At 66.7% G+C, this 25,921-nt stretch carries 26 protein-coding genes; 9 read left to right on the plus strand and 17 right to left on the minus strand.

Going from position 1 to position 25,921, the window contains the following annotated elements; translation table 11 throughout:
• Positions 1–6: 6 nt before the first annotated feature.
• The 3 genes from ispB to F464_RS0116295 form a co-directional block, all read right to left on the minus strand.
• Positions 7–975: an octaprenyl diphosphate synthase gene (gene ispB, locus F464_RS0116285; protein WP_018990905.1), complete on the minus strand. Its 969-nt coding sequence runs from the start codon at positions 973–975 to the stop codon at positions 7–9.
• Between the two features lie 87 nt (positions 976–1,062).
• Entirely contained in the window at positions 1,063–1,809 is a 747-nt protein-coding gene (ugpQ, locus tag F464_RS0116290; protein WP_018990906.1) for a glycerophosphodiester phosphodiesterase, read from the minus strand.
• Between the two features lie 8 nt (positions 1,810–1,817).
• Positions 1,818–3,137, minus strand: a complete 1,320-nt coding sequence (locus F464_RS0116295; protein WP_018990907.1) for an extracellular solute-binding protein — start codon at positions 3,135–3,137, stop codon at positions 1,818–1,820.
• Positions 3,138–3,288: 151 nt separating this feature from the next.
• Here F464_RS0116295 and F464_RS31345 point away from each other — a divergent pair, with 151 nt between their 5' ends.
• The 4 genes from F464_RS31345 to F464_RS0116315 all read left to right on the plus strand — a co-directional run bounded on the left by F464_RS31345 (position 3,289) and on the right by F464_RS0116315 (position 8,610).
• The gene (locus F464_RS31345; RefSeq protein ID WP_018990908.1) at positions 3,289–3,690 is read left to right on the plus strand and encodes a hypothetical protein; all 402 of its coding nucleotides are present in this window, start codon (positions 3,289–3,291) and stop codon (positions 3,688–3,690) included.
• 140 nt (positions 3,691–3,830) lie between these two features.
• Entirely contained in the window at positions 3,831–4,940 is a 1,110-nt protein-coding gene (gene rlmM, locus F464_RS0116305; protein WP_018990909.1) for a 23S rRNA (cytidine(2498)-2'-O)-methyltransferase RlmM, read from the plus strand.
• Positions 4,941–5,145: 205 nt separating this feature from the next.
• A complete protein-coding gene (locus F464_RS0116310) occupies positions 5,146–6,606 on the plus strand; it encodes a DEAD/DEAH box helicase (protein WP_018990910.1) in 1,461 nt (486 codons plus the stop codon).
• Positions 6,607–6,762: 156 nt separating this feature from the next.
• Positions 6,763–8,610 carry an EAL domain-containing protein gene (locus F464_RS0116315; protein WP_232428960.1) on the plus strand — a complete coding sequence of 616 codons (1,848 nt, stop codon included), beginning with the start codon at positions 6,763–6,765 and terminating at the stop codon, positions 8,608–8,610.
• On the opposite strand, the gene F464_RS0116320 is transcribed toward F464_RS0116315, so the two are convergent.
• The 4 genes from F464_RS0116320 to F464_RS0116335 form a co-directional block, all read right to left on the minus strand.
• Complete coding sequence (locus F464_RS0116320; protein WP_018990912.1) at positions 8,607–8,939, minus strand: hypothetical protein; 333 nt, start codon at positions 8,937–8,939, stop codon at positions 8,607–8,609. The two genes, F464_RS0116315 and F464_RS0116320, sit on opposite strands and share 4 nt — an antisense overlap.
• 118 nt (positions 8,940–9,057) lie before the next feature.
• Positions 9,058–10,431, minus strand: coding sequence for an NAD(P)(+) transhydrogenase (Re/Si-specific) subunit beta (locus tag F464_RS0116325; protein ID WP_018990913.1), 1,374 nt, complete (start codon positions 10,429–10,431; stop codon positions 9,058–9,060).
• The gene (locus F464_RS0116330) at positions 10,428–10,724 is read right to left on the minus strand and encodes an NAD(P) transhydrogenase subunit alpha (protein ID WP_018990914.1); all 297 of its coding nucleotides are present in this window, start codon (positions 10,722–10,724) and stop codon (positions 10,428–10,430) included. The genes F464_RS0116325 and F464_RS0116330 overlap by 4 nt, the downstream gene beginning before the upstream one ends.
• Positions 10,725–10,737: 13 nt before the next feature.
• A complete protein-coding gene (locus tag F464_RS0116335; RefSeq protein WP_018990915.1) occupies positions 10,738–11,862 on the minus strand; it encodes an NAD(P) transhydrogenase subunit alpha in 1,125 nt (374 codons plus the stop codon).
• Between the two features lie 310 nt (positions 11,863–12,172).
• Here F464_RS0116335 and corA point away from each other — a divergent pair, with 310 nt between their 5' ends.
• The gene (gene corA / locus F464_RS0116340) at positions 12,173–13,231 is read left to right on the plus strand and encodes a magnesium/cobalt transporter CorA (protein WP_018990916.1); all 1,059 of its coding nucleotides are present in this window, start codon (positions 12,173–12,175) and stop codon (positions 13,229–13,231) included.
• Here corA and F464_RS0116345 read toward each other — a convergent pair.
• The 6 genes from F464_RS0116345 to F464_RS0116370 all read right to left on the minus strand — a co-directional run bounded on the left by F464_RS0116345 (position 13,220) and on the right by F464_RS0116370 (position 19,005).
• Positions 13,220–13,981 (minus strand): PP2C family protein-serine/threonine phosphatase, encoded by a 762-nt coding sequence (locus F464_RS0116345; RefSeq protein WP_026296070.1) that lies wholly within the window; start codon positions 13,979–13,981, stop codon positions 13,220–13,222. The two genes, corA and F464_RS0116345, sit on opposite strands and share 12 nt — an antisense overlap.
• Before the next feature lie 195 nt (positions 13,982–14,176).
• On the minus strand, positions 14,177–15,421 hold the full coding sequence (gene glcF / locus F464_RS0116350; protein ID WP_018990918.1) for a glycolate oxidase subunit GlcF: 1,245 nt from the start codon (positions 15,419–15,421) through the stop codon (positions 14,177–14,179).
• A gap of 2 nt (positions 15,422–15,423) precedes the next feature.
• Entirely contained in the window at positions 15,424–16,497 is a 1,074-nt protein-coding gene (glcE, locus tag F464_RS0116355; RefSeq protein ID WP_018990919.1) for a glycolate oxidase subunit GlcE, read from the minus strand.
• On the minus strand, positions 16,494–16,676 hold the full coding sequence (locus tag F464_RS31350; protein ID WP_018990920.1) for a hypothetical protein: 183 nt from the start codon (positions 16,674–16,676) through the stop codon (positions 16,494–16,496). The genes glcE and F464_RS31350 overlap by 4 nt, the downstream gene beginning before the upstream one ends.
• Positions 16,676–18,187 carry an FAD-linked oxidase C-terminal domain-containing protein gene (locus tag F464_RS0116365; RefSeq protein ID WP_018990921.1) on the minus strand — a complete coding sequence of 504 codons (1,512 nt, stop codon included), beginning with the start codon at positions 18,185–18,187 and terminating at the stop codon, positions 16,676–16,678. The genes F464_RS31350 and F464_RS0116365 overlap by 1 nt, the downstream gene beginning before the upstream one ends.
• Positions 18,184–19,005 (minus strand): FadR/GntR family transcriptional regulator, encoded by an 822-nt coding sequence (locus F464_RS0116370; RefSeq protein WP_018990922.1) that lies wholly within the window; start codon positions 19,003–19,005, stop codon positions 18,184–18,186. The genes F464_RS0116365 and F464_RS0116370 overlap by 4 nt, the downstream gene beginning before the upstream one ends.
• Positions 19,006–19,210: 205 nt before the next feature.
• On the opposite strand from F464_RS0116370, the gene rplU reads away from it, so the two are divergent.
• From rplU to proB, 4 genes are all read left to right on the plus strand, one after another.
• Positions 19,211–19,522: a 50S ribosomal protein L21 gene (rplU, locus tag F464_RS0116375; protein ID WP_018990923.1), complete on the plus strand. Its 312-nt coding sequence runs from the start codon at positions 19,211–19,213 to the stop codon at positions 19,520–19,522.
• Positions 19,523–19,544: 22 nt separating this feature from the next.
• On the plus strand, positions 19,545–19,808 hold the full coding sequence (gene rpmA, locus F464_RS0116380) for a 50S ribosomal protein L27 (RefSeq protein WP_026296071.1): 264 nt from the start codon (positions 19,545–19,547) through the stop codon (positions 19,806–19,808).
• An 83-nt stretch (positions 19,809–19,891) separates the two neighbouring features.
• Positions 19,892–21,103 (plus strand): Obg family GTPase CgtA, encoded by a 1,212-nt coding sequence (gene cgtA, locus F464_RS0116385; RefSeq protein WP_018990925.1) that lies wholly within the window; start codon positions 19,892–19,894, stop codon positions 21,101–21,103.
• Positions 21,104–21,165: 62 nt separating this feature from the next.
• A complete protein-coding gene (gene proB, locus F464_RS0116390) occupies positions 21,166–22,281 on the plus strand; it encodes a glutamate 5-kinase (protein WP_026296072.1) in 1,116 nt (371 codons plus the stop codon).
• Here the strand turns inward: proB and F464_RS0116395 are convergent.
• From F464_RS0116395 to F464_RS0116410, 4 genes are read right to left on the minus strand one after another with little or no spacing between them, the layout of a single operon-like run.
• Positions 22,278–22,823: a type II secretion system protein gene (locus F464_RS0116395; protein WP_018990927.1), complete on the minus strand. Its 546-nt coding sequence runs from the start codon at positions 22,821–22,823 to the stop codon at positions 22,278–22,280. The two genes, proB and F464_RS0116395, sit on opposite strands and share 4 nt — an antisense overlap.
• A 4-nt stretch (positions 22,824–22,827) precedes the next feature.
• The gene (locus F464_RS0116400; RefSeq protein WP_018990928.1) at positions 22,828–23,211 is read right to left on the minus strand and encodes a type II secretion system protein; all 384 of its coding nucleotides are present in this window, start codon (positions 23,209–23,211) and stop codon (positions 22,828–22,830) included.
• Between the two features lie 25 nt (positions 23,212–23,236).
• On the minus strand, positions 23,237–23,704 hold the full coding sequence (locus tag F464_RS0116405) for a type II secretion system protein (RefSeq protein WP_018990929.1): 468 nt from the start codon (positions 23,702–23,704) through the stop codon (positions 23,237–23,239).
• Between the two features lie 7 nt (positions 23,705–23,711).
• A complete protein-coding gene (locus F464_RS0116410; protein WP_232428962.1) occupies positions 23,712–25,862 on the minus strand; it encodes a secretin N-terminal domain-containing protein in 2,151 nt (716 codons plus the stop codon).
• Positions 25,863–25,921: the final 59 nt, after the last annotated feature.

Below are 25,921 nucleotides of genomic sequence, written 5' to 3' on the forward strand. Positions count from 1 at the left end.
CAGTCTTCAGTGATCTCGTCCAACTGCAAAGTCCGATAATTGTAGCAGCGCTTCCTTGAAAATGGAAGGGGGCAATGCAGAAAGCGCATCGGTCGCCAGCTTTGCCTCGGCGCGCGCGTAACGGCGCGTCTCCTCCAACGCCCCGGATTCATGGATCGCAACGAGGATCGCCTCGAAGTCGTCGCGCCCGCCCGTTTCAATCGCACTGCGCACGAGGGCGGTCTGCTCCGGCGTACCGTGCTGCATCGTATGGATGAGCGGCAGCGTCGGCTTGCCTTCGGCCAGGTCGTCGCCCAAGTGCTTGCCGGTCGCGGCCTCGTCCGACGAGTAGTCCAGCACGTCGTCGATGAGCTGGAAGGCCGTTCCGAGATGCATGCCGAAGGCCGCGATCGCCACTTCCGTCTTTTCGTCCGCACCGCCGAGAATCGCCCCCAGGCGCGTCGCAGCCTCGAACAGTTTGGCGGTCTTGTAACGGATGACGCGCAGGTAGTCTTCGATCTCGACGTCGGCGTTGTGACAGTTGAGCAACTGCAGCACCTCGCCTTCGGCGATGATGTTGGTTGCATCGGCCAGCACCTGCATCACGCGCATGTTGTCGACGCCGACCATCATCTGGAAAGCGCGCGTGTACAGGAAGTCACCGACCAGCACCGAAGCTGCGTTGCCGAACATCGCGTTCGCTGTCTTGTTGCCGCGCCGCAGATCCGATTCGTCCACGACGTCGTCGTGCAGCAGGGTCGCCGTGTGGATGAACTCCACGACCGCAGCGAGCTGATGATGGTTCGTCCCCTGGTACCCCAACGCACCTGCTGCGAACAGCACCAGCGCCGGGCGCATGCGCTTGCCGCCGCTGTGGATGATGTACTCCGCTACCTGGCGGATCAGGACGACGTCGGAATGGAGATGCTGGCGGATGACTGCATCGACCGCCTGCATGTCGGCGGCGATCGGCGCGTAAAGCTGCTTGGTTGACAAGATGAAGCGCCTAGCAGAACAAAAAAGAGATGGTAGGGGGGCGGGCAGCGTGCCGTCAAGAATCGCAGGCGAGCCGCTTGCGCGCGCTCACCTGCGCGGCGTCCGGATGATGTCGGGGCGGTCGGTGATCACGCAGTCGACACCCCACTCGAACAGCGTATCGGCCCGCCCGGGATCGTTGACCGTGTAGGTCACGACCCACAGGCCGGCTTCGCGCGCCGCCGCGACGCAGTGTGCATCGAGGTGGCGGTGATCGGCATGGAGCGCCGCCGCACGGAGCCGGCGGCAGCGCGCGAGCCAGTCGGGCGGCACGACCCCGACCAGCAGCCCCCGGCGCAGCCCCGGCGCGAGCGACGCCGCGATTTCAAGCGCGCGCTCGGAAAACGATGACAGCAGGACCGCATCAGGCGCAGCCGCCCACAACGTGCGCGCACGCCGCACGACGCGCTCCGCCGTCTCGGTATCGGTTCCATGCGACGGCTTGATCTCGAGGTTCGCTGCCAGCCCCAGCGCCTGGCAGCGGGCCGCTGCGAGATCGAGGCAGGGAACGGGTTCGCCCGCGAAGCCGGGATCGAACCAGGAACCCGCATCGAGCGCGAACAGGAGGTCGTCGGTGGTGTGCGCGACCGGTCCGTAGCCGTTGGTGGTGCGCTCGAGCGTTTCGTCGTGGATCAGCACGGGCGAACCGCTGCCGTTGAGCATCACGTCGAATTCGACGCCGCGGCAGCCGTTCGCAGCCGCCGCGGCAAGCCCGGCCAGCGTGTTTTCCGGCGCGAGCGTTCCGCCGCAGCGGTGCGCAAGCACCGCGGGGAGTGGGAACTCCGGGCGGTGCATCCCCGAGCTCAGCGCGGGACGGGGAACATCGCCTGGACACGCGTCACGGCGGTGTCCAGGGCTTCCTTGGCAGGCTTGCGGTCGGCCCACACGGCACTCAGCTCCTCGTCGAGGATGCCCAACACGCGCGCGCGCCCGATGAAGCTCGAAGCACTCGAGTCCGCCGTCGCGGGCTTGTTGCCGAGTTGGGCGACAGCGACCTTCACGTTCTCGAGGTCAGCACCGAGGACGTCGCTCTGCGCGGCAAACAGGCCGGCGCGGTTGAGCGGCAGGTAGCCCGATTCGCGCTGCCATGCAACCTGGTTTTCGGGTTGCAGCCAGAAGGCGACGAAGCGCGCGACGCCTTTGTACTCGGCCGGCTTCTTGCCCGCCGCGACCCACATCGCAGCACCGTCGGCGAGGGTGTTCTGTGGGGCGCCAGGGAAATCGTCGTGATACGGCAGCGGTGCGACACCGACGTCGAATCCGGCCTTGCGGCGGAAATCGCTCCAGCTGGACGAAGGGGCGGCGATGACGGCGCATTCGCCCGCGGCAAAATGCTGTTCGGCCTCAGACTGGGCGTCGAAGGTGCGGAGATAACGTGCGCGATGCCAGCTTGCCATCATCGCGACGTGCTTGACCTGCAGCATGCCGTTGAAGGCGGGACGCTCACCCTTGCCCTGGCGCGCCGCGACCGGCTCGTTGTGCCAGGCGCTGGTATTGCCGATCATCACGCGCCCCGGCTGGGACACGGTATAGGGGCACTTCGACCCCGCATCGAAGAGCTGGCCGAGCGCCTGCTGCAGGTCGAACCAGGTCTTGGGCGGCGCATCGGGATTGAGCCCCGCGCGCTGGAATTCCTTGCGGTTGATGTACATGACGGGCGTCGACAGTCCCACGGGAAGCGCGAGGAGCTGCCCCTTGGCATCCGTGAGGGCCCGATCCATCATCGCCGGCGGCTTAAGCGTCTGCAGCGGCACCCCCGCTTCGCGCATCACGCTGGAGAGGGCCTTGTAGCGCGGCTTGCCTGCGCCGAGGAACTGGTCTTCATCGTTACCTTCGAGGATCGCCATGTGCGGCACGTCCGTGTCGCTCCAGGCCGCGGCCTGGACGACGAGGCGATAATCCTTGCTGCCATCGTTGAAGCGGGCGACGAGCTTCTGCAGTGCCTCTTCGCGCTCGGGGCTGAGCTGATGCACGAGACGGATCTCCGTCGGCCCCGCCGGCTCTGCGGCCGCCTTGGAAGGTTTGGCCTTGGCTGCATGTGCAGCGACCGGGAATCCGACACACACCATCGCGGCGACACCGGCCACGACACCATTGCGCAACACTCGAGCCAAGGGCTTCATTCCTGCTTCCTTAACGACCGTAAAATACCAATCTTTTCATTATATGACCCTTCTGCCCGGACGACCCGGGCCGGCTTTCCGACATTGCGTCAAGATTTTTCCTCCGCGGACGTTATAGATCCTGCCCCGTGACCAGTACAAGGTAGCCCTCATGCTCGCGCAACGTGTGATCCCTCTTTTCCTGCTTCTGAGCCTCGGCGCCTGCGAGCGGCTGAGCAACGCGCTCGACCTGCCAGATCCGCAGAAGACGGCCGCATTGGCCGAAGCGGAGGGAAAGGCGATCGGCGGCGCGTGCCGGCACGCAGGCCGCTCGCTGGAAGACTGCTACGCTCTCAATGCCAAGGCGCAGAAGGCTGCCATCTTCGCGGGCTGGCGCGAGATGAACGACTACATGATGCAGAACAATCTGCCGAACGTACCGTCGCAAGTCGCCCATCCCCAGGCGCCGGTCGCGGCCGCGGCCCATCCGGCGGCAGGCAGCCCCCCTGCCGCAGCGGACGCGGGCACGGTGGCGGAAGATCGCGCGGTGAAACGCCCGCGCGCGGCGCAATGACCGGCTCGCCATGAAAGGCGGCCCGCAGGGCGGGCGCCGGATGCTTTGCGGCGCTATGCGGCTTCCCCGCCACGGCTTATCATCCGCGGCCATTCGATAACAACACACAGCGCGGGCGTTCCCGCAGCGAGCCCCTCCCCATGTCCCTGACCCCGCCGCCGCGATCCGGCTTTGCCGCCAACGGCCTTCTTGCCCTTTGTCGTGCCGGCTTCGAGAAGGAAGCCGCGGCCGAACTCGATGAATTTGCCGCCGGGCTCGGGCTGATGGGTTTCGTGCGAGCCCAGCCGGGGAAGGCGTTCGTCGTGTTCGAAACGCCCGAGCCGGTTCCGTTCGAAGAGATCGCCGAGCGCTGCGACTGGCGCAGCCTGATCTTCGCCCGCCAGCTCCTGCCGTGGTTTGCGCGCATCACCGACCTGCCCGAGCGCGACCGGGCGACGCCCATCGTCACGGCGGTACGTGCGAGCGGCCAGCGCTTCGCCGACCTGCTGCTGGAAACGCCCGACACCGACGAGGCGAAGCAGCAATCGGGTTTCTGCAAACGCTTCACGGCGCCGCTACAGCGCGAGCTGGACAAGGCCAACACCTTCCGCGAACGCGCGAAGGGCCTGCCGGCGCTGCACGTGCTGTTCGCCGACGCACATTCGGCCTGGCTGTGCGCCGCCCTCCCGGGGCGTGCGGCACTGTGGCCGATGGGCATCCCGCGCCTGCGCATGTTGCGCGAGGCGGCAAGCCGGTCGACGCTGAAGCTCGCCGAAGCGTTCTTCACGCTGCTCACCGAGGACGAGCGCAACGCCAGCCTGCGCCCGGGCCTGCGCGCGGTGGACCTCGGCGCCGCGCCCGGAGGCTGGACCTGGCAGCTCGCTCACAGGGGGCTGCGTGTCACCGCGATCGACAACGGCCCGATGGCGCCCTCGGTGATGGCAACGGAGATGGTCGAACACGTGCGCGCAGACGGATTCACGTGGCGACCGCCGCGCCCGGTCGAATGGCTGGTGTGCGACATGGTCGAGCAGCCGACGCGGATCTCTGCGCTGGTCGCCGACTGGATCGGCGCGGGCCGCTGCCGCCGGGCGATCTTCAATCTCAAGTTGCCGATGAAGAAGCGCCTCGAGGCGGTCGAGCAGTGCCGCGCGATCATCACCAAGCGTCTCGGGCCGCACGGGCCGTTCGAGCTGCGCATGAAGCACCTTTACCACGACCGCGAAGAGATCACCTGCTACCTCGCGCTGCGCAATCCGGGCGGCGGCTGAGCGCCGGCCGCCCTTCGGGGCGGCCAGCTCACTGCATCGCAACAAACGGGCGCGATCGTGCATGTATAATGCGCGTTTTAAAGCACCCGGCCTGCCGGTTGGCGCGAGCCCTTTCCGGAACCCCGACGTTCCGGTCTTCGTTCCTCCAGTCGCCTCTTCTGGCGTCGCGCCCGACGCGGCAGGCCCCCATGGAAGATAGGCGCCTATGAGCTTCGCCGACCTCGGGTTGATTCCCGAGTTGTTACGCGCTGTGGCCGATACCGGCTACACCACGCCCACCCCGATCCAGCAGCAGGCCATCCCGGTCGTATTGTCCGGCCGCGACGTGTTGGGCGGAGCCCAGACGGGCACCGGCAAGACCGCCGGCTTCACGCTGCCCCTGCTGCAACGCCTTTCCCGCCACGCGAGCACCTCGACGAGCCCCGCCCGCCACCCGGTGCGCGCGCTGATCCTCGCGCCCACGCGCGAACTGGCGATGCAGGTGTTCGAGTCAGTCAAGACCTACAGCAAGCACGTCCCGCTGCGCAGCACCTGCATCTACGGCGGCGTGGACATGAAGCCGCAGATCCAGGAGTTGCGCAACGGCGTCGAGATCGTCGTCGCCACGCCCGGACGCCTGCTCGACCATGTGCAGCAGAAGACGATCATGCTGAACCAGGTCGAGATGCTGGTGCTGGACGAGGCCGACCGCATGCTGGACATGGGCTTCATTCCCGACATCCGCCGCATCCTCGATCTGCTGCCGGCCTCGCGCCAGAGCCTGCTGTTCTCGGCGACCTTCTCGGACGAGATCAAGAAGCTCGCCGACCAGATGCTCAAGGAGCCGCAGCTGATCGAGGTCGCGCGCCGCAACATGGTGTCCGAAACGATCACGCACCGCGTGCACCCCGTGTCGGCCGGCCTCAAGCGCAACCTGCTGGCGCACATCCTGCGCCACGAACCGGACACCCAGGCGCTGGTGTTCGTCGCAACCAAGATCGAATGCGGACGCCTCGCGCACTTCCTCGAGCGCCACGGCATCGCTGCCGACGCGATCCACGGAGACAAGGGACAGGCGCAGCGCACTGACACCCTCGAGGCGTTCAAATCGGGCAAGCTGCGCGTGCTGGTAGCGACCGACGTCGCCGCACGCGGACTGGACATCGACGACCTGCCCTCGGTGATCAACTTCGAACTGCCGCACACCGCCGAAGATTACGTGCACCGCATCGGCCGCACCGGTCGGGCGGGTCGCCAGGGCCGCGCAGTGTCGCTGGTGAGCGCCGAGGAGAAGCACCTTCTCGCCGAGATCGAGAAACTCATCAAGCTGCAGATCCCGCAGGAAGCGGTGCCGGGCTTCGATCCCGAACCCGACTTCCATGAGGCGGGAGCACGCGGCAGGGGGCGGCGTAGTCCGTCCGCGAAATCGCCCGATGCGCCGCGCGAGCCCGCGCCGAGCGCCCGCAGCACGGCCCCCGCCCGAAACACCGACACGCGGCGCCGCGGCAAATCGACGATCGCCGCCGACGGCTTCGATTTCAGCAAACCCTACGAGCCGACCTCGCCCGTCGCAGCGGCCGGCGCGAGCCTGCAGCCGGCGGACGCCGCGACCGAAAAACACAGCGGGCCGCCACGCCGCCACGCACGCCCGATCGCGGTCCTGCTGGGCGGCCTGGGGCGCAAGTAAGCCTTTACGCAGGCGGCTTTGCCGTCCGCTGAACGGACGGCAAACGGGCGGAATTGGGGGTTCCCTTGCCGCCTATTCGGGGCAATCGTTGCGATACGTTCGAGTATTCTGGGTCTACGCCGAAACGTCGCCCGAATACGTGGAATGATCGACCCCATGAACGCAGCCCGTCGCCCGCAGGGTAAAGAAGATCCCGAAGAAGAGCCCTTCATCCCGGATTTCTCCGAAGGCGCGGAGACGGGGCTCTACCTTGCCCTCTTCGAACTGCTCGACGAGGGCCTGATCATCACCGGCGACGAGGTCGTGCTGGAGGCCAACAGCGCGGCCTGCCGCCTGCTGGAACGCGACTACCGGCAGATTGCCGGCAAGCCCCTTTCCGACCTCTTCCCTTCGGAGCGCGACTTTCTCGACGCACGCGCCCGCCTCTTCATCCAGGGCGAGATGCGCGGCAGCCTGCGCGTATCCCTGCCGGGCGAACGGCACCGCGACCTGCGCTTCGCTGCCGCCGCGCGCATCCGACCGGGCATCCACGCGCTGATCCTGAGCCCCGACGTTATCGCCGAGGCCTACGCAAGCAGCACATTCGACGAAACGCCGGCTGTGGATGCATTGTGGCCGCGGCTAGCCGCGGCGCTCGAGCAGCCCGTGATCGTTATTGACGAACGCGACCGTATCGCCGCTGCGAACGCGGCTGCAGTCGACGCCCTGGGGCTCACCCGCGGCAGCCTGGTCGGGCAGGCGATCGGCGATTGCCTGGGCATAGACTGGCCGGCAACGGACGCCGCCCAGGTCGCACGACTGAACGTGCCCGGACGTGCCGGCGAGATCGCCGCGCGCGTGCTCACGGGACCGAAACCGGACTGGCGTCTGCTGGTCCTGCCGCCCGCACAGCGCGGCACAGCAACGGAAAATTCGCCGGCTGCAGCGGGCGAGAGCGTGCTTGAGCGCATGTTCGTCGACAGCCCCTTGCCGACCTTGCTGTGCGAGGGGACGCAGCTGCGCATCCTTGCCGCGAACGCTGCCGCGGCACGGGTATATGGCTATTCGCGCGAAACCCTGTGCGCGATGGAAATCGGCGCCCTGCGCACGACTCCGGGCGACGGCCGGCACGCCGCCGAGCCCGGCATCTGGCAACACCGGCGCAGCGACGGCAACACCTTCGATGTCGACGTCGTCACGTATGCACTGGACTCGACCGCCCATCCCGGCCTCGTCGTGGTGATGCACGACTTGCCCGAAGCGCCCCTGCTGGCCTTCGAGACGCGATTGCGCCAGGCCGTCGATCTCGGTCAGCTGGACGTCCATTTCCAGCCGCTGGTCGACGTCCGCGACGGTGCCGTACGTGCCGGCGAAGCCCTGCTGCGCTGGCATCACCCCGAACTCGGGCTGATTCCCTTCCAGCGCTTTGCCGGTGTCGCACGCGATTCGGGGCAGCTCGTGCGCATGGGCGACTGGGTGCTGAATGCAGCCTGCACCGCTGCAGCAGCATGGCCGCGGCACGAAGGCGGCCTCGTGCGCATCGTCGTGAACGTGGCGCTCGAGCAGCTGCTGCACGGCAACCTCGCGGAACGCGTGCATCACGCGCTGAGCGCGTCGGGTCTCGACCCGGCAAGGCTGGAGCTGGATCTCGACGAGCGCGTGCTCGATGACGAGCACACTCGCCTGATGGGAATGCTGCAGGCGATCGCGGAAACGGGCGTGCGCCTGGCGATCGACGATTACGGCCGTGGCCTGTCGTCGATTCCGCGGCTCAAACGCTACCCGCTGAACGCCCTGAAACTCGACCCCCTGCTCGTGCGAGAGGTCGGTATTCGCGAGGACAGCGAAGCCATCGTCGAGGCGATCGCCGGCATGGCCGGGATCCTCGGGTTGGAGGTGCTCGCGCGAGGGGTCGAAACCGAGGCGCAGGAGGCCTTCCTGTCGGCCCTCGGATGCCGCCTGCAACAGGGGCCGCTTTTCGGCCGGCCGATGACGTCCGACGCCTTCCGCGCCTTTCTCGCCTAGTAGGCGAGCAGCGTCCGGCAGGTTTCCAGGCGGCCTGTGATGCGGCTGAAGCTGACGAGCTGCGCCTTCACAAATTCGTCCGGCACGCGGTCATCGGCACAGTAGTCGCGCAATTGCAGCGCATAGGCGAGATTCTGGAGGTCGCGTTGGGTGCGCGACAGCGCGGGATGGCGGTAGCCGGTGGTATCGCGGAACGAGCGATCCGGTTTCGCCGTTTCAGGAGCTGCGGCAGAAGCGGACGGCGCGTCGGCCTTCGCCGGCGCGGTCTGCGCCGGCAGGGCCGCGGGGAGCAGCAGGGTCAGACTCGCGAACAGGGCTCGCAGCAGCATCGGCCAATCCTCACCAATCCTCGCCCCGATAACCGGTTCCCGATATTACGGCAGGATCCGCCGCAGATTGAAGCGGCCTGCCCCCTTTCGGGAGCCGCAGGCCGCTTCCGGATGACGCTCAGACCTCCAGCGCCTTCACGTGGGTAATGACTTCGCCGATGATCTGCTGCGCGCTGCCGTACAGCATGCGGCAGTTGTCCTTGTAGAACAGCGCGTTCTCGATGCCCGAGTAGCCCGCACCCTGGCCGCGTTTGACGACAATGACGTTGTGCGCCATGTCGACGTTGAGGATGGGCATACCGTAGATCGGGCTGGACTTGTCGGTGCGCGCGACCGGGTTCACGACGTCGTTCGCGCCGATCACCAGCGCGACATCCACCTGCGGGAAGTCGGCATTGATCTCTTCCATGTCGAAGATCTTGTCGTAGGGCACACCCGCTTCGGCGAGCAGCACGTTCATGTGGCCCGGCATGCGGCCCGCGACCGGATGGATCGCAAACAGCACCTCGACACCGCCCTCCTCCAGCAGTTGCGCCATCTCCCACACCTTGTGTTGCGCACCGGCCACCGCCATGCCATAGCCCGGCACGATGACGACCTTGCTCGCATAACGCATCACGGATGCGGCGTCGAGCGCGGAGAGCTCCTTCATCGTGCCCTCGATCGCCTCGCCGCCGCCAGCGGCCGCACCGGAGAGCGGCGTGAAGATGACGTTCCTGATCGGCCGGTTCATCGCCTTGGCCATCAGCTGGGTGAGCAGCGTGCCGGATGCACCGACGACGATGCCCGCGACGATCAGCGCCGGATTGCCGAGCACGTAGCCTTCAAAGCCGACCGCGAGACCCGTGAAGGCGTTCAGCAGCGAGATCACCACCGGCATGTCGGCACCGCCGATAGGGGTGGTGAGGATCGCGCCGAGCACCAGCGCGACGACGAAGAACGCGATGACGATGATCGACGGCGGGGTCTCGGTGACGATGATCGCCAGCCCCAACACCACGGCGACTCCCGCCAGCACGACGTTCACGAGGTTCTGCTGTGGCAGGCGCCACGCCTTGGTCATGATGCCCTGCAGCTTGGCAAAGGCGATGCACGATCCGGAGAACGCGACCGAACCGATCAGCGCGCCCAGCACCGCGAGCGTGCTCGCGGTGACGCCGTGCGCACCGCCGCGGGCGAACTCGAGTGCCGCGATCGCGGCCGCCGCACCACCGCCCATGCCGTTGTAGATCGCGACCATCTGCGGCATGTCGGTCATCTTGACCACACGCCCGCTCCACCACGCGACGCCCCCGCCAAGCACGATGGCGGTAATCATCAGGCCGTAGTTCTGCATGCCCGGTGTGTAGAAGGTGACCAGCGTCGCCGCGATCATCGCATAACCCGCCCACACGATACCCTTGCGGGCGGTGACGGGCGAGCTCATCGCCTTGAGGCCGAGGATGAACACCACGGCGACACCGAAGTACGCAAACTGGATGAGGGCGCTCATTTGGCACCTCCGGCCTTGGACTTGAACATCGCGAGCATGCGCTCGGTAACGACGTAACCGCCCGCGGCGTTGGCCGCGCCGAGGAACACCGCGACGAAGCCGATGGCCAGTTGCGCAGGATCTGCCGGATCGGCGTGGCCGAGCACGACCATCGCGCCCACCAGCACCACGCCATGCACGAAGTTGGACCCCGACATCAGCGGGGTATGCAGAATCACCGGCACGCGCGAAATCACCTCGTAACCGGTGAATGCGGCCAGCATGAATATGTACAGTGCAGTAATGCCTTCCACTTTGCTTCCCCCCTTACAGTCCCAGAACCTGTCTGACGCCCGCGTGCCGCAGCTCGCCCGCATGGGTGAGGCAGCAGCCGGCCATCACTTCATCTTCCCAGTCGAGCACAAGCTCGCCGTCCTTGATGAAGGGGGAAATGAAGTTGAAGAGGTTCTTGGCGTACATCTCGGACGCATGCACGGGCATGCGGCTGGCAATGTTGGTGGGGCCGATGAGGAGAACGTCGTTGATCCAGGTCTTCTCGCCGGCGACCGTGCCGTCCACGTTGCCGCCGGAGTCGGCCGCCATGTCGACGACGACCGCGCCCGGCTTCATGCGCGCGACCATGTCGGCGGTGATGATCTTGGGTGCCTTCTTGCCCGGGATCGCCGCCGTGGTGATCAGCGCATCGCACTGCGCCACTGCCTTGGCAAGGCGTTCGGCCTGCTTGGCCTTCTCCTCATCGGTGAGCTCGCGTGCGTAGCCACCGGTACCGGCCGCTGACACGCCGGTGTCGACGAACTTCGCGCCCAGCGATTCGATCTGCTCGCGCGTCTCGGGACGCACGTCGTAGGCTTCAACCATCGCGCCGATACGGCGCGCAGTGGCGATGGCCTGCAGGCCCGCGACACCCGCGCCGATCACCAGTACCTTGGCCGGGCGGATGGTGCCCGCGGCATAGGTGAGCATGGGGAAGAACTTGGGGCTGTGGTCGGCGGCGATCAGTGCGCACTCGTAGCCCGCGACGGCGCCCTGGCTCGAGAGCACGTCCATGCTCTGCGAGCGCGTGATGCGCGGCAGGAGTTCGAGGGCGAAGCTGGTGATCTGCTTTTCCATCAGCTGCTGCGCCCGCTCGGCGCTCGACCAGGGTTGCAGCATGCCCAGCAGCACGGCACCCGGCTTCATCGCCGCGATCAGTTCGGCCGAAGGCGGCTGTACGCACAGCACGGCGTCAGCCGTTGAACAGACATCAGCGCCGCTCGCTGCGACCTGAACGTCCGCGAACATATCGTCGCGCAGATGTGCGGCGTGGCCCGCGCCGGACTGAATCACGACCTTGGCACCAAGGCCGAGGTACTTCTTCACAACATCGGGAACGACCGACAAACGTCGCTCACCCGCAATCTCTTCCGCTGGAACTCCGATCAGCAGAGCCATTGGCTGTCCTCCCAGACTGGGTTGGTAAATGTGTACGCTTGCGCGGGCCAACTCCGACGGCGGACATAGATACGCCGCGGCCGACCGCTCCGCAGCGCAATTTCCGTTTTCGACTCTCCGATGATCCGCGACTGAATCTGCAGGTGCTGGCCCCATCACCTGTTCTATTCTTTCGATGCAACCTGCAAATCCTTGCAATTTGCGGGGGGCGCCTGACGGATAATACCGATTGCACATTTCGGCGCAACCTGTCCCGGCAAGAAAGTTCCCGATGAAGACTTCACGCAACGGCAATCGACGACGGAAAACAATGGCCATCACCACCGCGAAGGCAGGCCTCCCGCCTGGCTCGCTGGTCCACGTCGGCGCGGTGAAGACCGATCGCCCCGAGATCACGCTGATCGCCTACGATGAAAACGGAATCGAGGAGAGGCGCTTCGCGAACATCGTCGAATCGCGCGAGTACAAGCCGGCACACGGGCGCCTCTGGCTCAACGTGCACGGCCTGCAGGATGCCGGGATCCTCGGCGAGATCGGTCGGCGCTTCCACCTGCATCCGCTGGTGCTCGAAGACATCCTGAACACGCACCAGCGACCGAAGATCGAGGACTATGGCAGCTACCTGTATTGCGTCCTGCGCGTGTTCGAGTATGACCCGGCGTCGCGCACGCTCGGTTCCGACCAGCTCAGCGTCGTTCTGGGGGAAAACTTCATCCTGACCTTCCAGGAACGGCGCACGGGCATTTTCGAGCCGATCCGCGAGCGCCTGCGCGTCCCCGAGGCGCCCGTGCTGAAACGCGGCACCGATTACCTCGCCTACACCCTGCTCGACGCGGTCATCGACCGGTATTTCATCGTCGTCGACCAGCTCGGCGATACGGCCGAGCAGCTCGAGGACGACGCGCTCGCCAGCCCCACTCCGGCACTGCTGCGCACGATCAATCTCGTCAAGCACGACACGCAGCTGCTGCGGCGGGCGATCTGGCCGCTGCGCGAGGTCCTGAACGGCCTGCTGCGCGGAGAAAGCGCCTTCTTCCAGCAGGAAACCCGTCTTTACCTGCGCGATGTCTATGACCACACCATCCATGTGATCGAGACGCTGGATGCCGTGCGCGAACTGCTCGGCGACCTGATGGACATCTATCTGTCGGCCGTCAGCAACCGACTGAACGTCGAGGTACGCATCCTTACGGTGCTGACGACGCTGTTCCTGCCAGCCACGCTCATCACCGGCATTTTCGGCATGAACTTCGAACGGATGCCCCTGATTTCCGACGGACAGGGGTTCTACGTCGCGCTGGCGATAATGGCCGCAGTCGCTGCCGCGATGGCCGCAGCCTTCTGGCGACGCAACTGGCTAAGACTGTGAGGCAGGGGCCTCGACGAGCTTGATCAGCGCGAGGGAGATATTGTCACCGGCGCCCGAGCCGCGCTTGCGCGCCCGCTCGATGAGCACTTCGGCCGCGTCGCGCGCGCGGCGCGAGCACACCTCTGCGGTGATCTCAGCGTCGGAGAGCAGCCCCCACAGCCCGTCCGAGCACAGGAGAAAACTGTCGCCAGCCTGCGGCCGGACCGCATGTCCGAGGGCGACATCGGGAGGCCTCTCGCTTCCGAGGCAGGACAGCAGGACATTGCGCCGGGGGTGAATGCGGGCTCCGGCGTCGTTGAGCTGCCCCTTGCGCTGCAGGTCGCCGACGACGGAATGATCCTCGCTGCGGCTCAACAGACAATTATCACGAAAGTGATACAGACGCGAGTCTCCGCAATGCGCCCAGCGTATCTCGCCGGGCTGCAGCACGAATACGACCGCGGTGCTGTGCGGCTCCTTCTCGCTCGTCATGCGCGTGAGACGGATGATCAGGTGAGCTTCGCTGACGATGGTGTTCAGCAGGCTCCCGGCATCCTCCGAGCGCGGAGAATAATCATCGAAGTTCTGCCGTGCCTTGAGCAGCACCTGCTCTGCCGCCATGGCGCCCCCCGTATGCCCGCCCATCCCGTCGGCAAGCACCGCCATGAGTATCCCGGGCTGGCGCGGATGCGCGAACACGCCCACCCGGTCCTGCTGCTCGCGCCGATCTCCGATGTGGCTCGCAACGCAGGTTTCTACTGTAATTGGCATGGCGACAAGGCTCGTTCTCTTGCGCCGATATTACAAGGGGTACTTATTTAGCGATAGAGCATGCACCGCCGGAGTGCAGGCCCTCGTGACGCGGATCACGCCCCGGCCGGAACACCGGGGACCCATCCCCGGTGATCTATCCGCATTGCCTGAGAAACGAACCGGCGCACCCCGGACGGGGTGCGCCGCAAACGCTCAGAGCGGGAAACCGTTGAGCCGGCTATCGACCAACTCGACCCAGTGCCGCACCGGTGTCGAGGTGCCGCCCTGAAGGTGCGTCATGCAGCCGATGTTGGCCGAAGCGATCATCGCCGCTCCGCCTTCGCCCAGCGCCGCAAGCTTGTTCGCGCGCAGTTGCTTGGAGAGCTCTGGCTGCAGCAGCGAGTAGGTGCCCGCCGAACCGCAGCACAGGTGCCCGTCGCGCACCGGCGTGAGAGTGAAGCCGGCTGTCGTCAGCAGGCGCTCGACCACTCCGCGGATCTGCTGGCCGTGCTGCAGCGTGCAGGGTGACTGGAAAGCCACTGCCATCGCTTCGCCGCGCCGAGCCTCGAGCAACTCCTGCAGCTTCTCGCCCTCGGCCGCGACGATCTCGCTGACATCGCGCGTGATGGCCGAAATGCGGGCCGCCCTCTCCGCGTAGGCCGGATCCTGCGCCAGCAGGTGCCCGTAGTCCTTGACCTGCACGCCGCAGCCCGAGGCCGTCATCACGATCGCCTCGACTTCGCCTCGCTCCACTGCCGGCCACCACGCGTCGATGTTGCGCCGCGCGTCGTCGCGCCCGCCTTCCTGGTCGTTGAGATGGAAGCGCACTGCGCCGCAGCAACCGGCCCCCGGCTGCTCGACCAGCGAGATGCCGACGGAGTCAAGCACGCGCGCCGTCGCCGCATTGATAGACGGCGCCATCGCCGGCTGGGCGCAGCCGGCAAGCGCGATCATGCGCCGGGCATGGCGCGGCTTCGGCCACGGACCGCTGGGACGCACGTCGGGCACCTTCTCCTTCAATGCCTCGGGCAGCAAACCGCGCACCGCGCGGCCGGCCTTCATCGCAATGCCGAACACGTCGGCGCGCGGCACGAACTCGCGCAGCGCCCAGCGTTTGGCCGCGTCAGCGCCGCTTCGCGGCACGCGTTGTTCGACAATATTGCGACCGATGTCCGCGAGACGGCTGTAATGCACGCCCGACGGACAGGTCGACTCGCAGGAGCGACAGGTCAGGCAGCGGTCGAGGTGCAGCCGCGTCTTCTCCGTGACGTCGTGACCTTCGAGCAACTGCTTGATCAGATAGATGCGCCCGCGCGGCCCGTCGAGCTCGTCGCCGAGTAGCTGGTAGGTCGGACAGGTCGCGGTGCAGAAGCCGCAATGCACGCAGGTGCGCAAGATCGCTTCGGCCTCGCGCCCTTCGGGCGTGTCCTTGATGAAATCGGCAAGTTGGGTCTGCATGTTCAGATTCCGTCGTAGAGGCGGCCGGGGTTCAAGATCCCGGCCGGATCGAAGGCCTGCTTGAGGCGTCGCTGGATCGCCATCACCGGGGCCGGGAGCGGCTGGAAGACGTCGCCCGCGCGGTCGAACCCGCGGAAGGCGGTCGCATGGCCGCCCAGCGCGGCGACACGCTCGCGGATCGTCGCCGCAGGCGCATCCGAGCGCAGCCAGCGCACTGCACCGCCCCACTCGATCAGCTGCTTGCCGGGAAGCTTCACCGGCGCGGCCGAACTCGGCAGCGACAGGCGCCACAGGACTTCGCCCGGTGCTGCCTCCGCGCAGAATCCGTCCTCCTGTTCGCGGATGCCCTGCCACAGGGCTGCGGCTGCATCGTCCGCCAGCACGTCGCCGCCCAGCTTGCGCTCAGCCGCAACCACGGCCGCCTCGGCGCCCGACAGGCGCAGGTGCAGCGCTCCGTCCGCCCAGGCCGAGGCCGAAACCGGCAGCGGCTGCCCACCCCAATCGTTGAGTCGATCGATCGCCTCCTTCTCGCCGATCGCGAAGCGCAGGGTGGTCTCCGCGACCGGGCGCGGCAGCACCTTCAGCGACACGTCCAGAATGACGCCCAGCGTTCCGAGGCTGCCCGCGATAACGCGCGACACGTCGTAGCCGGCGACGTTCTTCATCACCTGACCGCCGAACGAGAGCACCTCGCCACGTCCGTCGAGAATGCGCACGCCGAGGACGAAGTCGCGCAGCGCCCCGGCCGTTGCACGCCGCGGGCCGGACAGTCCGGTGGCCACGCACCCGCCGACGGTCGCACCGGCACCGAAATGCGGCGGCTCGAACGCGAGCATCTGTCCGCGCCCGGCGACCAGCGCCTCGAGTTCCGCGAGCGGCGTACCCGCGCGCACCGTCGCGACCAGTTCGGTCGGCTCGTAACTGACGACGCCCGCATGACCGCGGGTATCGAATACCTCGCCGACGGGGTTGCGTCCGTAGAAATCCTTGGTGCCGCCTCCGCGCACCTGCAGCGCCGTTCCCGCCGCCGCGGCAGCGCGCACCCGCTCGCGCCACTGTTCAGTCAAATCGCTCATTCGCTCTCCGCCTTGTTCCCTGCCTTGTCCTTGATGCTGCACGCTGCGTTCTCGCGCGTCTTCGGCACGCCCGGCTTCCGGTCGTGCCGCCCGGCGATCGCCCGCAACGCAAGCCACGAGCCGATCAGCGACATGATCGGCAGCGCCACCAGAAGAAACTGGATCCAGCCCCGATCCATCAGAAACGGGGGATATCCGGATACGGGACATGCCCGTTGCTCACGCGCATGCGGCCGTACTCGGCGCAGCGGTTGAGCGTCGGAATCGCCTTGCCCGGATTGAGCAGCCCGCCCGGATCGAATGCGCCCTTCACGCGGAAGAACATCGCCAGCTCCGGTCGCGTGAACTGGCTGCACATCTGGTTGATCTTCTCGATGCCGACGCCGTGCTCGCCGGTGATCGTGCCGCCCAGCGCGACCGACAGCTCGAGGATGTCGGCACCGAAGGCCTCCGCACGCTCGAGCTCGCCTTCCTGGTTTGCATCGAACAGGATCAGCGGATGCAGGTTGCCGTCGCCGGCATGGAACACGTTGATGCAGCGCAGGCCGTGCTTGCCTTCCATCTCCTGGATCGCCTCGAGCATCTCGCCCAGGCGCTTGCGCGGGATCGTGCCGTCCATGCAGTAGTAGTCGGGCGAAATCCGCCCCGCCGCCGGGAAGGCCGCCTTGCGGCCGGCCCAGAACTTCATGCGCTCGGCCTCGTCGCGCGACACGCGGATCTCGGTCGCGCCACTCGCCTCCAGCACCGCGCGCACGCGCTCGATCTCCTCGGCGACCTCCTCGGGCGTGCCGTCGGACTCGCACAGCAGGATCGCCTTCGCATCCAGCGGATAGCCCGCGTGGACGAACTGCTCCACCGCCGCGGTCGCGGGCTGGTCCATCATCTCGAGGCCGGCGGGGATGATGCCGGCGGCGATGATCTCGGCGACCGCCTCGCCCGCCTTGATGACATCATCGAAGGCCGCCAGCACGCACTGCGCAAGCTGAGGCTTGGGCGTCAGCTTCACGGTCACTTCGGTAACGACTGCGAGCATGCCCTCGGAGCCGATCACCAACGCCAGCAGGTCGTATCCCGGCGCATCGAGACCGTGATTGCCGATCTCGACGATCTCTCCGTCGATGGTGACACCGCGCACCCGCAGGACGTTATGCACCGTCAGACCGTACTTCAGGCAATGCACGCCGCCCGAGTTCTCCGCGACGTTGCCGCCGATCGTGCACGCGATCTGCGACGACGGGTCCGGCGCGTAATACAGGCCATGCGGCGAAGCCGCCTCGGAGATCGCGAGATTGCGCACGCCCGGCTGCACGACCGCGGTGCGCGCATGCGGATCCAGATGCAGGATGCGGTTGAAGCGCGCCAATGACAGCACGACGCCGAACTTGTGCGGCAGCGCGCCGCCCGACAAGCCGGTGCCCGCACCGCGCGCGACGACGGGCACGCCCATCCCGCTGCACACCTTCAACACTGCGACGACCTGTTCCTCCGTCGTCGGCAGCGCCACCACCATCGGCATCTGCCGATACGCCGACAGACCGTCGCATTCGTACGGGCGCAGATCCTCGGCGTCGTACATCAGTGCCCCCGCAGGCAGGACCTTCGCCAACGCCTCAACCACGCGAGCCTTGTCGACGGAAGAGAAGTCCGCCTCCTGCTCGCCCAGGACCACCGGGTCCGCTGCAATGTTCATCGCCCCTCCTCCACTCCGTGCAGTACCTCATTACGCGCGTCCGGCGCGTGCTCCCTCTTCATCGCATCCAGCGCGCCCCAGCGCCGCTCGTCCAATCCGAGGCGCCGCACCGCTCCGGCGAGGTGCGCCGTGGCGGCCGCCCGCGCCGCAGCGGCGTCGCCCGCCGCAATCGCCTCGAAGATCCGCACGTGCTCGGCCTGCGAGTCGCGTGCATGGCCCGAGCGATGCCCCGCCTCGTTCCAGGTCGGCGCACGCGAATCCGAAAACTGCTGCCCCATGAACGCCTGGAAGCGCTCGATCTGCGGGTTATGCGTCGCTGCCGCGACCGCGACGTGGAAGGCGTCGTCGTCCGTATGAGCATCGGTGCCCGTCTGCAACGCGACAGCCATGCGCTCCAGCGCCGCGCGCATGCGCTCGAGCTCCTGCGGCGAGCGACGCAGGGCCGCCAGCTCGGCCGCGCCGGCCTCGACGAGGTAGCGCAGCTCGAAGATGTCCGATATCTCACGATCGGAGATGGCGCTGTCCTCCGTCCCCTCGCCATTGGCCGCCCCCCGCACCAGCCGGAAGGTCACCTGCCCGGGTCGCGCCGCCACGTAGGCGCCCGAACCCTGCCGCGTCATCACGCAGCCGTCGGCCTTCAGGCGCGAGATCGCCTCGCGGATCACCGCCCGGCTCACACCGAAGCGCTCGCACAGGACTTTCTCGGTCGGCAGCTGCGCGCCCGCCTTCAGCCCCTGCTCGCTGATCCAGGCTTCGAGCTGGCCCGCAACGACGACGCTCAGCCGCGGCCCACGCTCCGATCCCTTAACTGCCCCCATATGCCTGGCACCCCTAAGTTGTCTGACAACATTCGAATCATAGTTCCACTTGACCCCGATGTCAGCATTGGGGAATACCCGCATCCGCCGACATGCCGGACAATACTCCCCAGCAGGCGCCTAAGTGCTGATTTCCTTGACTATTCGGAGCCTCGTCGTATAAAGTGCGCGATTCCTTTGCAAACCCATCAACTGGAGCAACACCATGTACGCGGTGATAAAAACCGGCGGCAAGCAGTATCGCGTCGTCGCCGGCGAAAAGATCAAGGTAGAACAGATACCGGCAGACGTGGGCTCCGAAATCACCATCGACCAGGTTCTCATGGTCGGCGAGGGCGAGTCGGTCAAGATCGGCACCCCGGTGGTTTCCGGCGCCGCAGTGAAGGCCACCGTGATTTCGCACGGCCGTCACGAGAAGATCAAGATTTTCAAGATGCGCCGCCGCAAGCACTACCAGAAGCACCAGGGCCATCGCCAGAACTACACCGAGCTTCGCATCGAAGCGATCTCGGCCTGATTAGCCAAGGAGGTAATTCGTCATGGCACACAAAAAAGCTGGCGGTAGTTCCCGTAACGGCCGCGACTCGGAATCGAAACGACTGGGCGTGAAGCGCTACGGCGGCCAGTTCGTGCTCGCCGGCAACATCATCGTTCGCCAGCGCGGCACCGAATACCACCCGGGCGAAAACGTCGGCATCGGCAAGGACCACACCCTGTTCGCGCTGAAAGACGGCACCGTGCAGTTCACCGTGAAAGGCGCCCAGCGCCGCCGCACGGTCGTGATCGTGCCCGAAGCCGCCTGAGTTCCGGCGTCAAGGTTCGAAAAGCCCTATCCTTGCGGTAGGGCTTTTTTGTTTTTGCCATAGGCACTGCTGAGCACAGCACCATGAAGTTCATTGACGAAGCGCGTATCGAGGTCATGGCCGGCGACGGCGGCAGCGGTTCGGCCTCCTTCCGCCGCGAAAAATTCATCCCGCGCGGCGGCCCCGACGGCGGCGATGGCGGCCGCGGCGGCAGCATCTTTGCGGTGGCCGACCGCAACCTCAACACGCTGGTCGACTTCCGCTACACGCGCATGCATCGCGCGCAACGCGGCGAGAACGGCGGCAACAAGGACTGCTACGGCAAGGGCGGCGAGGACATCACCCTGCGCATGCCGGTCGGCACCGTGATCACCGATTACGAGACCGGCGAACTCATCGCCGACCTCGACGTCGATGGCAAGCGCGCGTTGATCGCCCGCGGCGGCAAGGGCGGCCTCGGCAACCTGCACTTCAAGTCGAGCGTGAACCGCGCCCCGCGCAAGCGCACCCTCGGCGAGGAAGGCGAGCGCCGCATGCTGCGCCTGGAACTCAAGGTGCTTGCCGACGTCGGCCTGCTGGGCATGCCCAACGCCGGCAAGTCGACCTTCATCCGCTCCGTCTCCGCGGCGAAGCCGAAAGTCGCCGACTACCCCTTCACGACGCTCGCGCCCAACCTCGGCGTCGTGCGCACCGACGAGAACCGCAGCTTCGTCATTGCCGACATCCCCGGCCTGATCGAGGGTGCAGCCGAAGGCCACGGACTCGGCCACCAGTTCCTGCGCCACCTGCAGCGCACCCGCGTGCTGCTGCACCTCGTCGACCTCGCACCCTTCGATCCCGAAGCGGACCCGGTGCATGACGCGAAAGCGATCGCCGAGGAGCTGCGCAAGTACGACGAGTCGCTGTACAACAAGCCGCGCTGGCTTGCCCTCAACAAGCTGGACCTGATCCCCGAGGACGAGCGCGCCGAACGCGTCGCCGCCTTCCTCGAGGCCTATGGCCCGGTTGATCGGCACTTCGAGATTTCGGCCCTCACCGGCGACGGCTGCCGTCCGCTGATCTTCGCGATCCAGGATTTCCTCGACGCCGACCGCGCCCAGGCCGAAGCCGAACGCGCAGCCCGCACCGCCGAGGAGGCACGACTCGCCGCAGAAGCCGAAGCCCGCGCCGAATCGGCCTATCAGACCCGCCTGCAGGCGATCCTCGCCGATGACGAAGAAGACGACGAGGACGAAGACGACCTCGGCGAAGATGACCTCAACGACGAGGACCACCCGGAGAAATCCGGCCGCTGATCCCGAATCCGGCCTCGCGCCGGATACTCCTCCCCGTTAGCCCACGCTTGCCGTCACAGATCATGAGAAACAAGATCCGCAACGCGCGCCGCCTGGTGGTCAAGGTCGGCAGCGCCCTCGTCACCAATAACGGCGCCGGCCTCGACAAGGCCACGATGGCGGACTGGGCCCGCCAGTTCGCCATCTTGCGCGACGCCGGCAAGCAGGTCCTGCTGGTGTCCTCGGGCTCCATTGCGGCCGGCATTCAACGCCTGGGCTGGGCGAAGCGCCCGCATGAGATGCACAAGCTGCAGGCCGCCGCCGCGGTCGGGCAGATGGGCCTCGTGGAAGCCTACGAGGACGCCTTCTCGCGCCACGGCATCCGCACCGCGCAAATCCTGCTCACTCACGACGACCTGGCCGACCGCAAGCGCTACCTCAATGCGCGCTCGACCCTGACGACGCTGCTCGAGCTCGGGGTCGTGCCGATCATCAACGAAAACGACACCATCGTCACCGACGAGATCAAGTTCGGCGACAACGACACCTTGGGCGCACTGGTCGCGAACCTGATCGAAGCCGACGCACTGATCATCCTCACTGACCAGAAGGGCCTCTACACGGCCGATCCGCGTCGGGATCCGGCGGCGACGCTGGTGTCTGAAGGACGCGCCGAGGATCGCGCCTATGAAGCGATGGCGGGCGGCGCGGGCTCCGGCATCAGCAAGGGCGGCATGATCACGAAGATCCGCGCGGCCCAGCGCGCGGCCCGCAGCGGCGCGCACACCTGCATCGCGAACGGTCACGAAACCGACGCCCTGGTACGTCTCGGCCAGGGCGAGGCGCTGGGAACCCTGCTGTACGCCACCAGCTCGCCGCTACAGGCGCGCAAGCAGTGGCTCGCCGACCACCTGCAACTCGCCGGCGACCTCGTCATCGACGACGGCGCCGTGTCGGCACTGCGCGGTGGCCGCAGCCTGCTGCCGGTCGGCGTGATCGAGGTGCGCGGCGACTTCGAGCGCGGCTCGGCGGTCGCCTGCCGCACATTGTCGGGAGAGGAAATCGGCCGCGGGCTGGTCAATTACAGCAGCACCGAATGCCGCCGCGTGGCGCGCAGACCGAGCAGCGAGATCGAGTCATTGCTCGGTTACATCGACGAGCCGGAGCTGATCCATCGCGACAACATGGTGTTGCGCTAATCCGCTGACGCCGGTGCGGCTGCACCGCCCCCCGCGCTTGCGCCTGTCACGGGGGCCACACCGGACGCTGTCCCCGCCGCCGTGCCGCCGCCCGCCTCGATCGGCCTGAAAACCCACTCGGCATAGCTCTTGGCCTCGCCGGCAGGCCCGCCCAACTCCTTCGGCAGGCCGTGCTGCCTGATCGGCACACCCTGAGCCAGGCTGTAGACTCCTGCGATTCGTCCGCCCGCCTTTTCGAGCCCCCAGACGGGCTGCCCCGTGAATGGATCGCGGTAGATCCGGCGCAGGTGCCGGACCAGCACCGGACCACGCCGGTCCTCGACGAGCTGCTGCAGGCTCTCCGGCAAACTGTGATCCGCGCCGGCCTTCACATAGCTCGACAGCCCACGCGAGAACTCCACTCCGATCAACAGCAGTTCCGCCTCGCGGTCGCGCTGCGCCGCCTGGTGCCACACCAGTCCGGTCTGGGCCACCAGCAGGCCGAGCCCCGCGATGATGAACAGCACCAGCAGGTAGGTGTAACCGCGCTGGCGGCCCCGCATGTTCTCACCACTCTGCAAAGCGCGTCCCGTCCTTTGCCGTGCCGTCGGCCCCGCTGTGCAGGTCCCACACGCCAGCCTCGTCCTCACCCCGAGGCGGCACGAGCAACCACGAATCGCTGCGCTCCGTGAGCGGATCGACGGGAAGCTTGCGCAGGTATTGCTTCGTCACAAGAGTATCGAGATCGGGTGGCCATTTGCCGATGTCCGAATGGTAGCGGTCGATCGCATCGCGCACGACGGACAGCGTCTGCCGCAGGGACGCCTCGCGGCTACGGTCCAGGTGTTCGAAATAGCGCGGCGCCGCAATCGACATCAATGTGGCGATGATGGCCAGCACCACCAGCAGCTCGATGAGCGTGAATCCGGCCGCTGCCTTTCCGATCTTCATGCTGCAGCCACCCTTTACGCCGCCCCTACCATTCACGATAGGGCACGCCATTGAGTCCGCTACGGGTCGATTTTGAATAGACGTCATACACGTCCTTGCCCTCGGCCGGCTCGTCGGGCGGGCTCGCATAACTGCGCAGCCCCCACGTCTCCGCGGGAGGCACCGTCGGATCGGGATAAAAAGGATCCCGCGGCAAACGACGCAGAAAGTAGATGCGCTTGCCTGCGGGATTGCTGACGTCCGGAACGCCCTTCACGAGGGAAGCCAGATCGGGCGGATAACCCGACGCGTCGACACGCTGCTCGATCCGTTCCTCGACGTAAGCCTCCCTGTATGCGTCCAGTCCCGCGCGAATCTGACGCAGGGCGATGCGCAGCTCGGATTCCCGCTCGCGCTGCGCGGCGAGTTCCGCAAGCGGCATCGCCCCGGCCGCGAGGATTCCGATGATGGCCACCGTCACGACCAGCTCGATCAGGGTGAATCCGCGCGCCACCTTGTCCTCACTCGACGATGCGCACCACGCCTCCGGCCGACAACGGCACGGTTTCCTCACCCGCCTCGCGCCGCAGCTTCATGCTCGTTACGACGAGCGTCGCGGCACCGGAAGCGTCGGGCTTGCTGCGCAAGCGCAGCGCCAGTTCGGCCTTACCGTCGCTGAGGGTCACCGGCAACTGGACAGAGCCGGGCGTCGTCGCCCCATCAACTTCCAGACGGTTGGCATCGTAGGCGATCGTGACCTCTGCATTGCTCGCACCCGCGGCTCCGGTCACACGCAGCACGGCATTCACCGATTCACCGCGGCGAGCCGTTGCAGGAACGACCAGCACGACGTCGGGCGCTTCCTGTTCCTCCTTGACCTCGGGCGCCTCGGGCGCGGCCGGGCGTTCCTCGGGGGCAGGGCGCGGCACCGCGGCAGGCGGAGCGGCGACCGCCCGCGAGTCGCCGACCAACCCGAGGCTGCGTGGTGCGGTCGGACCGATCCGCAGCGGCTCGGCACCGATGTTCGATTCCGTTCCTGCGGGCATTTCGGCCAACAGCGCAACGGGCGGCAGCACGTTGCGCACAATGCGCGGCGTGATCAGGAGCGCAATCTCGGTCTTGTTGTTGCTGTCGCGCTGAGCCGAGAACAACCTTCCGACCATCGGCAGGTTGCCCAGTCCCGGCAGGCGCTGTGCAGAGGAGCGTTCCTCGTCGTTGATCAGTCCCGCGAGTACCTGTGTCTCGCCATTCCGCAGGCGCAGCGACGTCGAGGCGCTGCGCGACCCGATCTGGTAGGCCAGCGAACTGGAGGGACCAGGCACCTCCTTGACGATGCTGCTCACCTCCAGACTGAGCTTGATCCCGACCTCGTCGTCGCGATAAACCGACGGTTCCACCTCCAGCTTCAAACCGACGTCGAGGTAGGACACCGACGCCGACACGCCGACGTTGGCCGTCGAGGTCGTGGTGAACACCGGCAGCTTGTCGCCGATATGGACCTTCGCCTTGTCGCGGTTGCGCACGCGGATGCGCGGGTTCGCGAGCATGCGCGAATCGCCGTCCTCGCTGCGCAGACGCAGCACCGCTCCGGGGTTGGCGATGAAGGGCACGAGATCCTTGCGGCTGTGACGCAGGTCGATGTTGCCGTCGAGCAGCTTGCCGCCAAGTTGGGTCGGGCCGGTGATGGTCACGTTATTGATGATCTGGCTCGAACCCTCGAGGGTCGGTGTGAGCAGACCGTAACCGATCTGATCCGGGAAATCGATCCCGAGGTCCAGCAGCTTGTTGCGGCTGACCTCCAGCACCTCCAGCTCCAGCATCACCTCCGGCTCGGGCACGTCCAGCGTCGCGACGAGGCGTTCGGCCATGCGCACCGCTTCGGGCGTGTCCTTCATCACGAGCAGGTTGAGCTTCTCGTCGATGAACACGTCCTTGCTCTTCACCAACTGCTTGATCAGGGTCTGCGCCGCCTTCGCTTCCGCATTGGCGAGGTAGAAGCTGCGCGTCACCAGCTCGACGTGATCGCGCTGCTTGGCGGTCGTGACCGGATAGATCAGGACGGTATTGGCATTCAGAAGCTTTCGTTCTATGCCCTGTGTCGCCGACAGCAGCCGCAGCACCTCATCGACCGAGTTCTCGCGCACGAACAGCGTCACGCGGCTGTCGGCGCGAACGTCCTTGTCGAACACGAAATTTAGCCCGCTCGCACGCGACAAGGCCTCGAACACAACGCGCAGCGGCGAGTCGCGGAACTCCAGCGTCACCGGCTTGGCCATCGCCCCCTGCAGGGACTCGGCGCGCGGCTTGCTCGTGCGCTCGGCACGTTCGTCCAGCTCCAGCACCAGTTCGCGCGCTGCCCGGTCCGCGGGCGCCTCGGCATACACACCGCGCGCGATGCGCCCGGCAGTCGACACGTCGCCGGTTGCCAGCGCGGCCCTTGCTTGCCCCAAGCGCTCTGCGCGCCGGCGCGCGCGTTCAACGTCCTCGAGTCCGAGTCGGGCCCTGGCGTTTTCCGGATCGATCGTTTGCACGTCGCGATACAGGGTCGCCGCTTCGTCCAGTTTCCCCGCCGCATGCGCCTTTTCCGCCACACCAAGCCTCTCCACCACGACCAGATCGCGCTGGCGTATGTAATAGCTGCGCAGTTCGAGGTTCTCCGGATCCTTCTTCACGGCCTGGTCCAGCCGCAACAGGGCACCGACCCGATCGCCGGCAGCGAAGTCGCGCCGAC

It is taken from the genome of Aromatoleum toluclasticum ATCC 700605, from assembly GCF_000378245.1.
GTDB lineage: Bacteria > Pseudomonadota > Gammaproteobacteria > Burkholderiales > Rhodocyclaceae > Aromatoleum > Aromatoleum toluclasticum.

Excerpts from the sequence above, each read along its gene's own strand:
- ugpQ (WP_018990906.1), bottom strand. The coding sequence starts at position 1,809 with ATGCACCGCCCGGAGTTCCCACTCCCCGCGGTGCTTGCGCACCGCTGC.
- F464_RS0116295 (WP_018990907.1), bottom strand. The coding sequence starts at position 3,137 with ATGAAGCCCTTGGCTCGAGTGTTGCGCAATGGTGTCGTGGCCGGTGTC.
- F464_RS31345 (WP_018990908.1), top strand. The coding sequence starts at position 3,289 with ATGCTCGCGCAACGTGTGATCCCTCTTTTCCTGCTTCTGAGCCTCGGC.
- rlmM (WP_018990909.1), top strand. The coding sequence starts at position 3,831 with ATGTCCCTGACCCCGCCGCCGCGATCCGGCTTTGCCGCCAACGGCCTT.
- F464_RS0116310 (WP_018990910.1), top strand. The coding sequence starts at position 5,146 with ATGAGCTTCGCCGACCTCGGGTTGATTCCCGAGTTGTTACGCGCTGTG.
- F464_RS0116315 (WP_232428960.1), top strand. The coding sequence starts at position 6,763 with ATGAACGCAGCCCGTCGCCCGCAGGGTAAAGAAGATCCCGAAGAAGAG.
- F464_RS0116320 (WP_018990912.1), bottom strand. The coding sequence starts at position 8,939 with ATGCTGCTGCGAGCCCTGTTCGCGAGTCTGACCCTGCTGCTCCCCGCG.
- F464_RS0116325 (WP_018990913.1), bottom strand. The coding sequence starts at position 10,431 with ATGAGCGCCCTCATCCAGTTTGCGTACTTCGGTGTCGCCGTGGTGTTC.
- F464_RS0116335 (WP_018990915.1), bottom strand. The coding sequence starts at position 11,862 with ATGGCTCTGCTGATCGGAGTTCCAGCGGAAGAGATTGCGGGTGAGCGA.
- corA (WP_018990916.1), top strand. The coding sequence starts at position 12,173 with ATGGCCATCACCACCGCGAAGGCAGGCCTCCCGCCTGGCTCGCTGGTC.
- F464_RS0116345 (WP_026296070.1), bottom strand. The coding sequence starts at position 13,981 with ATGCCAATTACAGTAGAAACCTGCGTTGCGAGCCACATCGGAGATCGG.
- glcF (WP_018990918.1), bottom strand. The coding sequence starts at position 15,421 with ATGCAGACCCAACTTGCCGATTTCATCAAGGACACGCCCGAAGGGCGC.
- glcE (WP_018990919.1), bottom strand. The coding sequence starts at position 16,497 with ATGAGCGATTTGACTGAACAGTGGCGCGAGCGGGTGCGCGCTGCCGCG.
- F464_RS31350 (WP_018990920.1), bottom strand. The coding sequence starts at position 16,676 with ATGGATCGGGGCTGGATCCAGTTTCTTCTGGTGGCGCTGCCGATCATG.
- F464_RS0116365 (WP_018990921.1), bottom strand. The coding sequence starts at position 18,187 with ATGAACATTGCAGCGGACCCGGTGGTCCTGGGCGAGCAGGAGGCGGAC.
- F464_RS0116370 (WP_018990922.1), bottom strand. The coding sequence starts at position 19,005 with ATGGGGGCAGTTAAGGGATCGGAGCGTGGGCCGCGGCTGAGCGTCGTC.
- rplU (WP_018990923.1), top strand. The coding sequence starts at position 19,211 with ATGTACGCGGTGATAAAAACCGGCGGCAAGCAGTATCGCGTCGTCGCC.
- rpmA (WP_026296071.1), top strand. The coding sequence starts at position 19,545 with ATGGCACACAAAAAAGCTGGCGGTAGTTCCCGTAACGGCCGCGACTCG.
- cgtA (WP_018990925.1), top strand. The coding sequence starts at position 19,892 with ATGAAGTTCATTGACGAAGCGCGTATCGAGGTCATGGCCGGCGACGGC.
- proB (WP_026296072.1), top strand. The coding sequence starts at position 21,166 with ATGAGAAACAAGATCCGCAACGCGCGCCGCCTGGTGGTCAAGGTCGGC.
- F464_RS0116395 (WP_018990927.1), bottom strand. The coding sequence starts at position 22,823 with ATGCGGGGCCGCCAGCGCGGTTACACCTACCTGCTGGTGCTGTTCATC.
- F464_RS0116400 (WP_018990928.1), bottom strand. The coding sequence starts at position 23,211 with ATGAAGATCGGAAAGGCAGCGGCCGGATTCACGCTCATCGAGCTGCTG.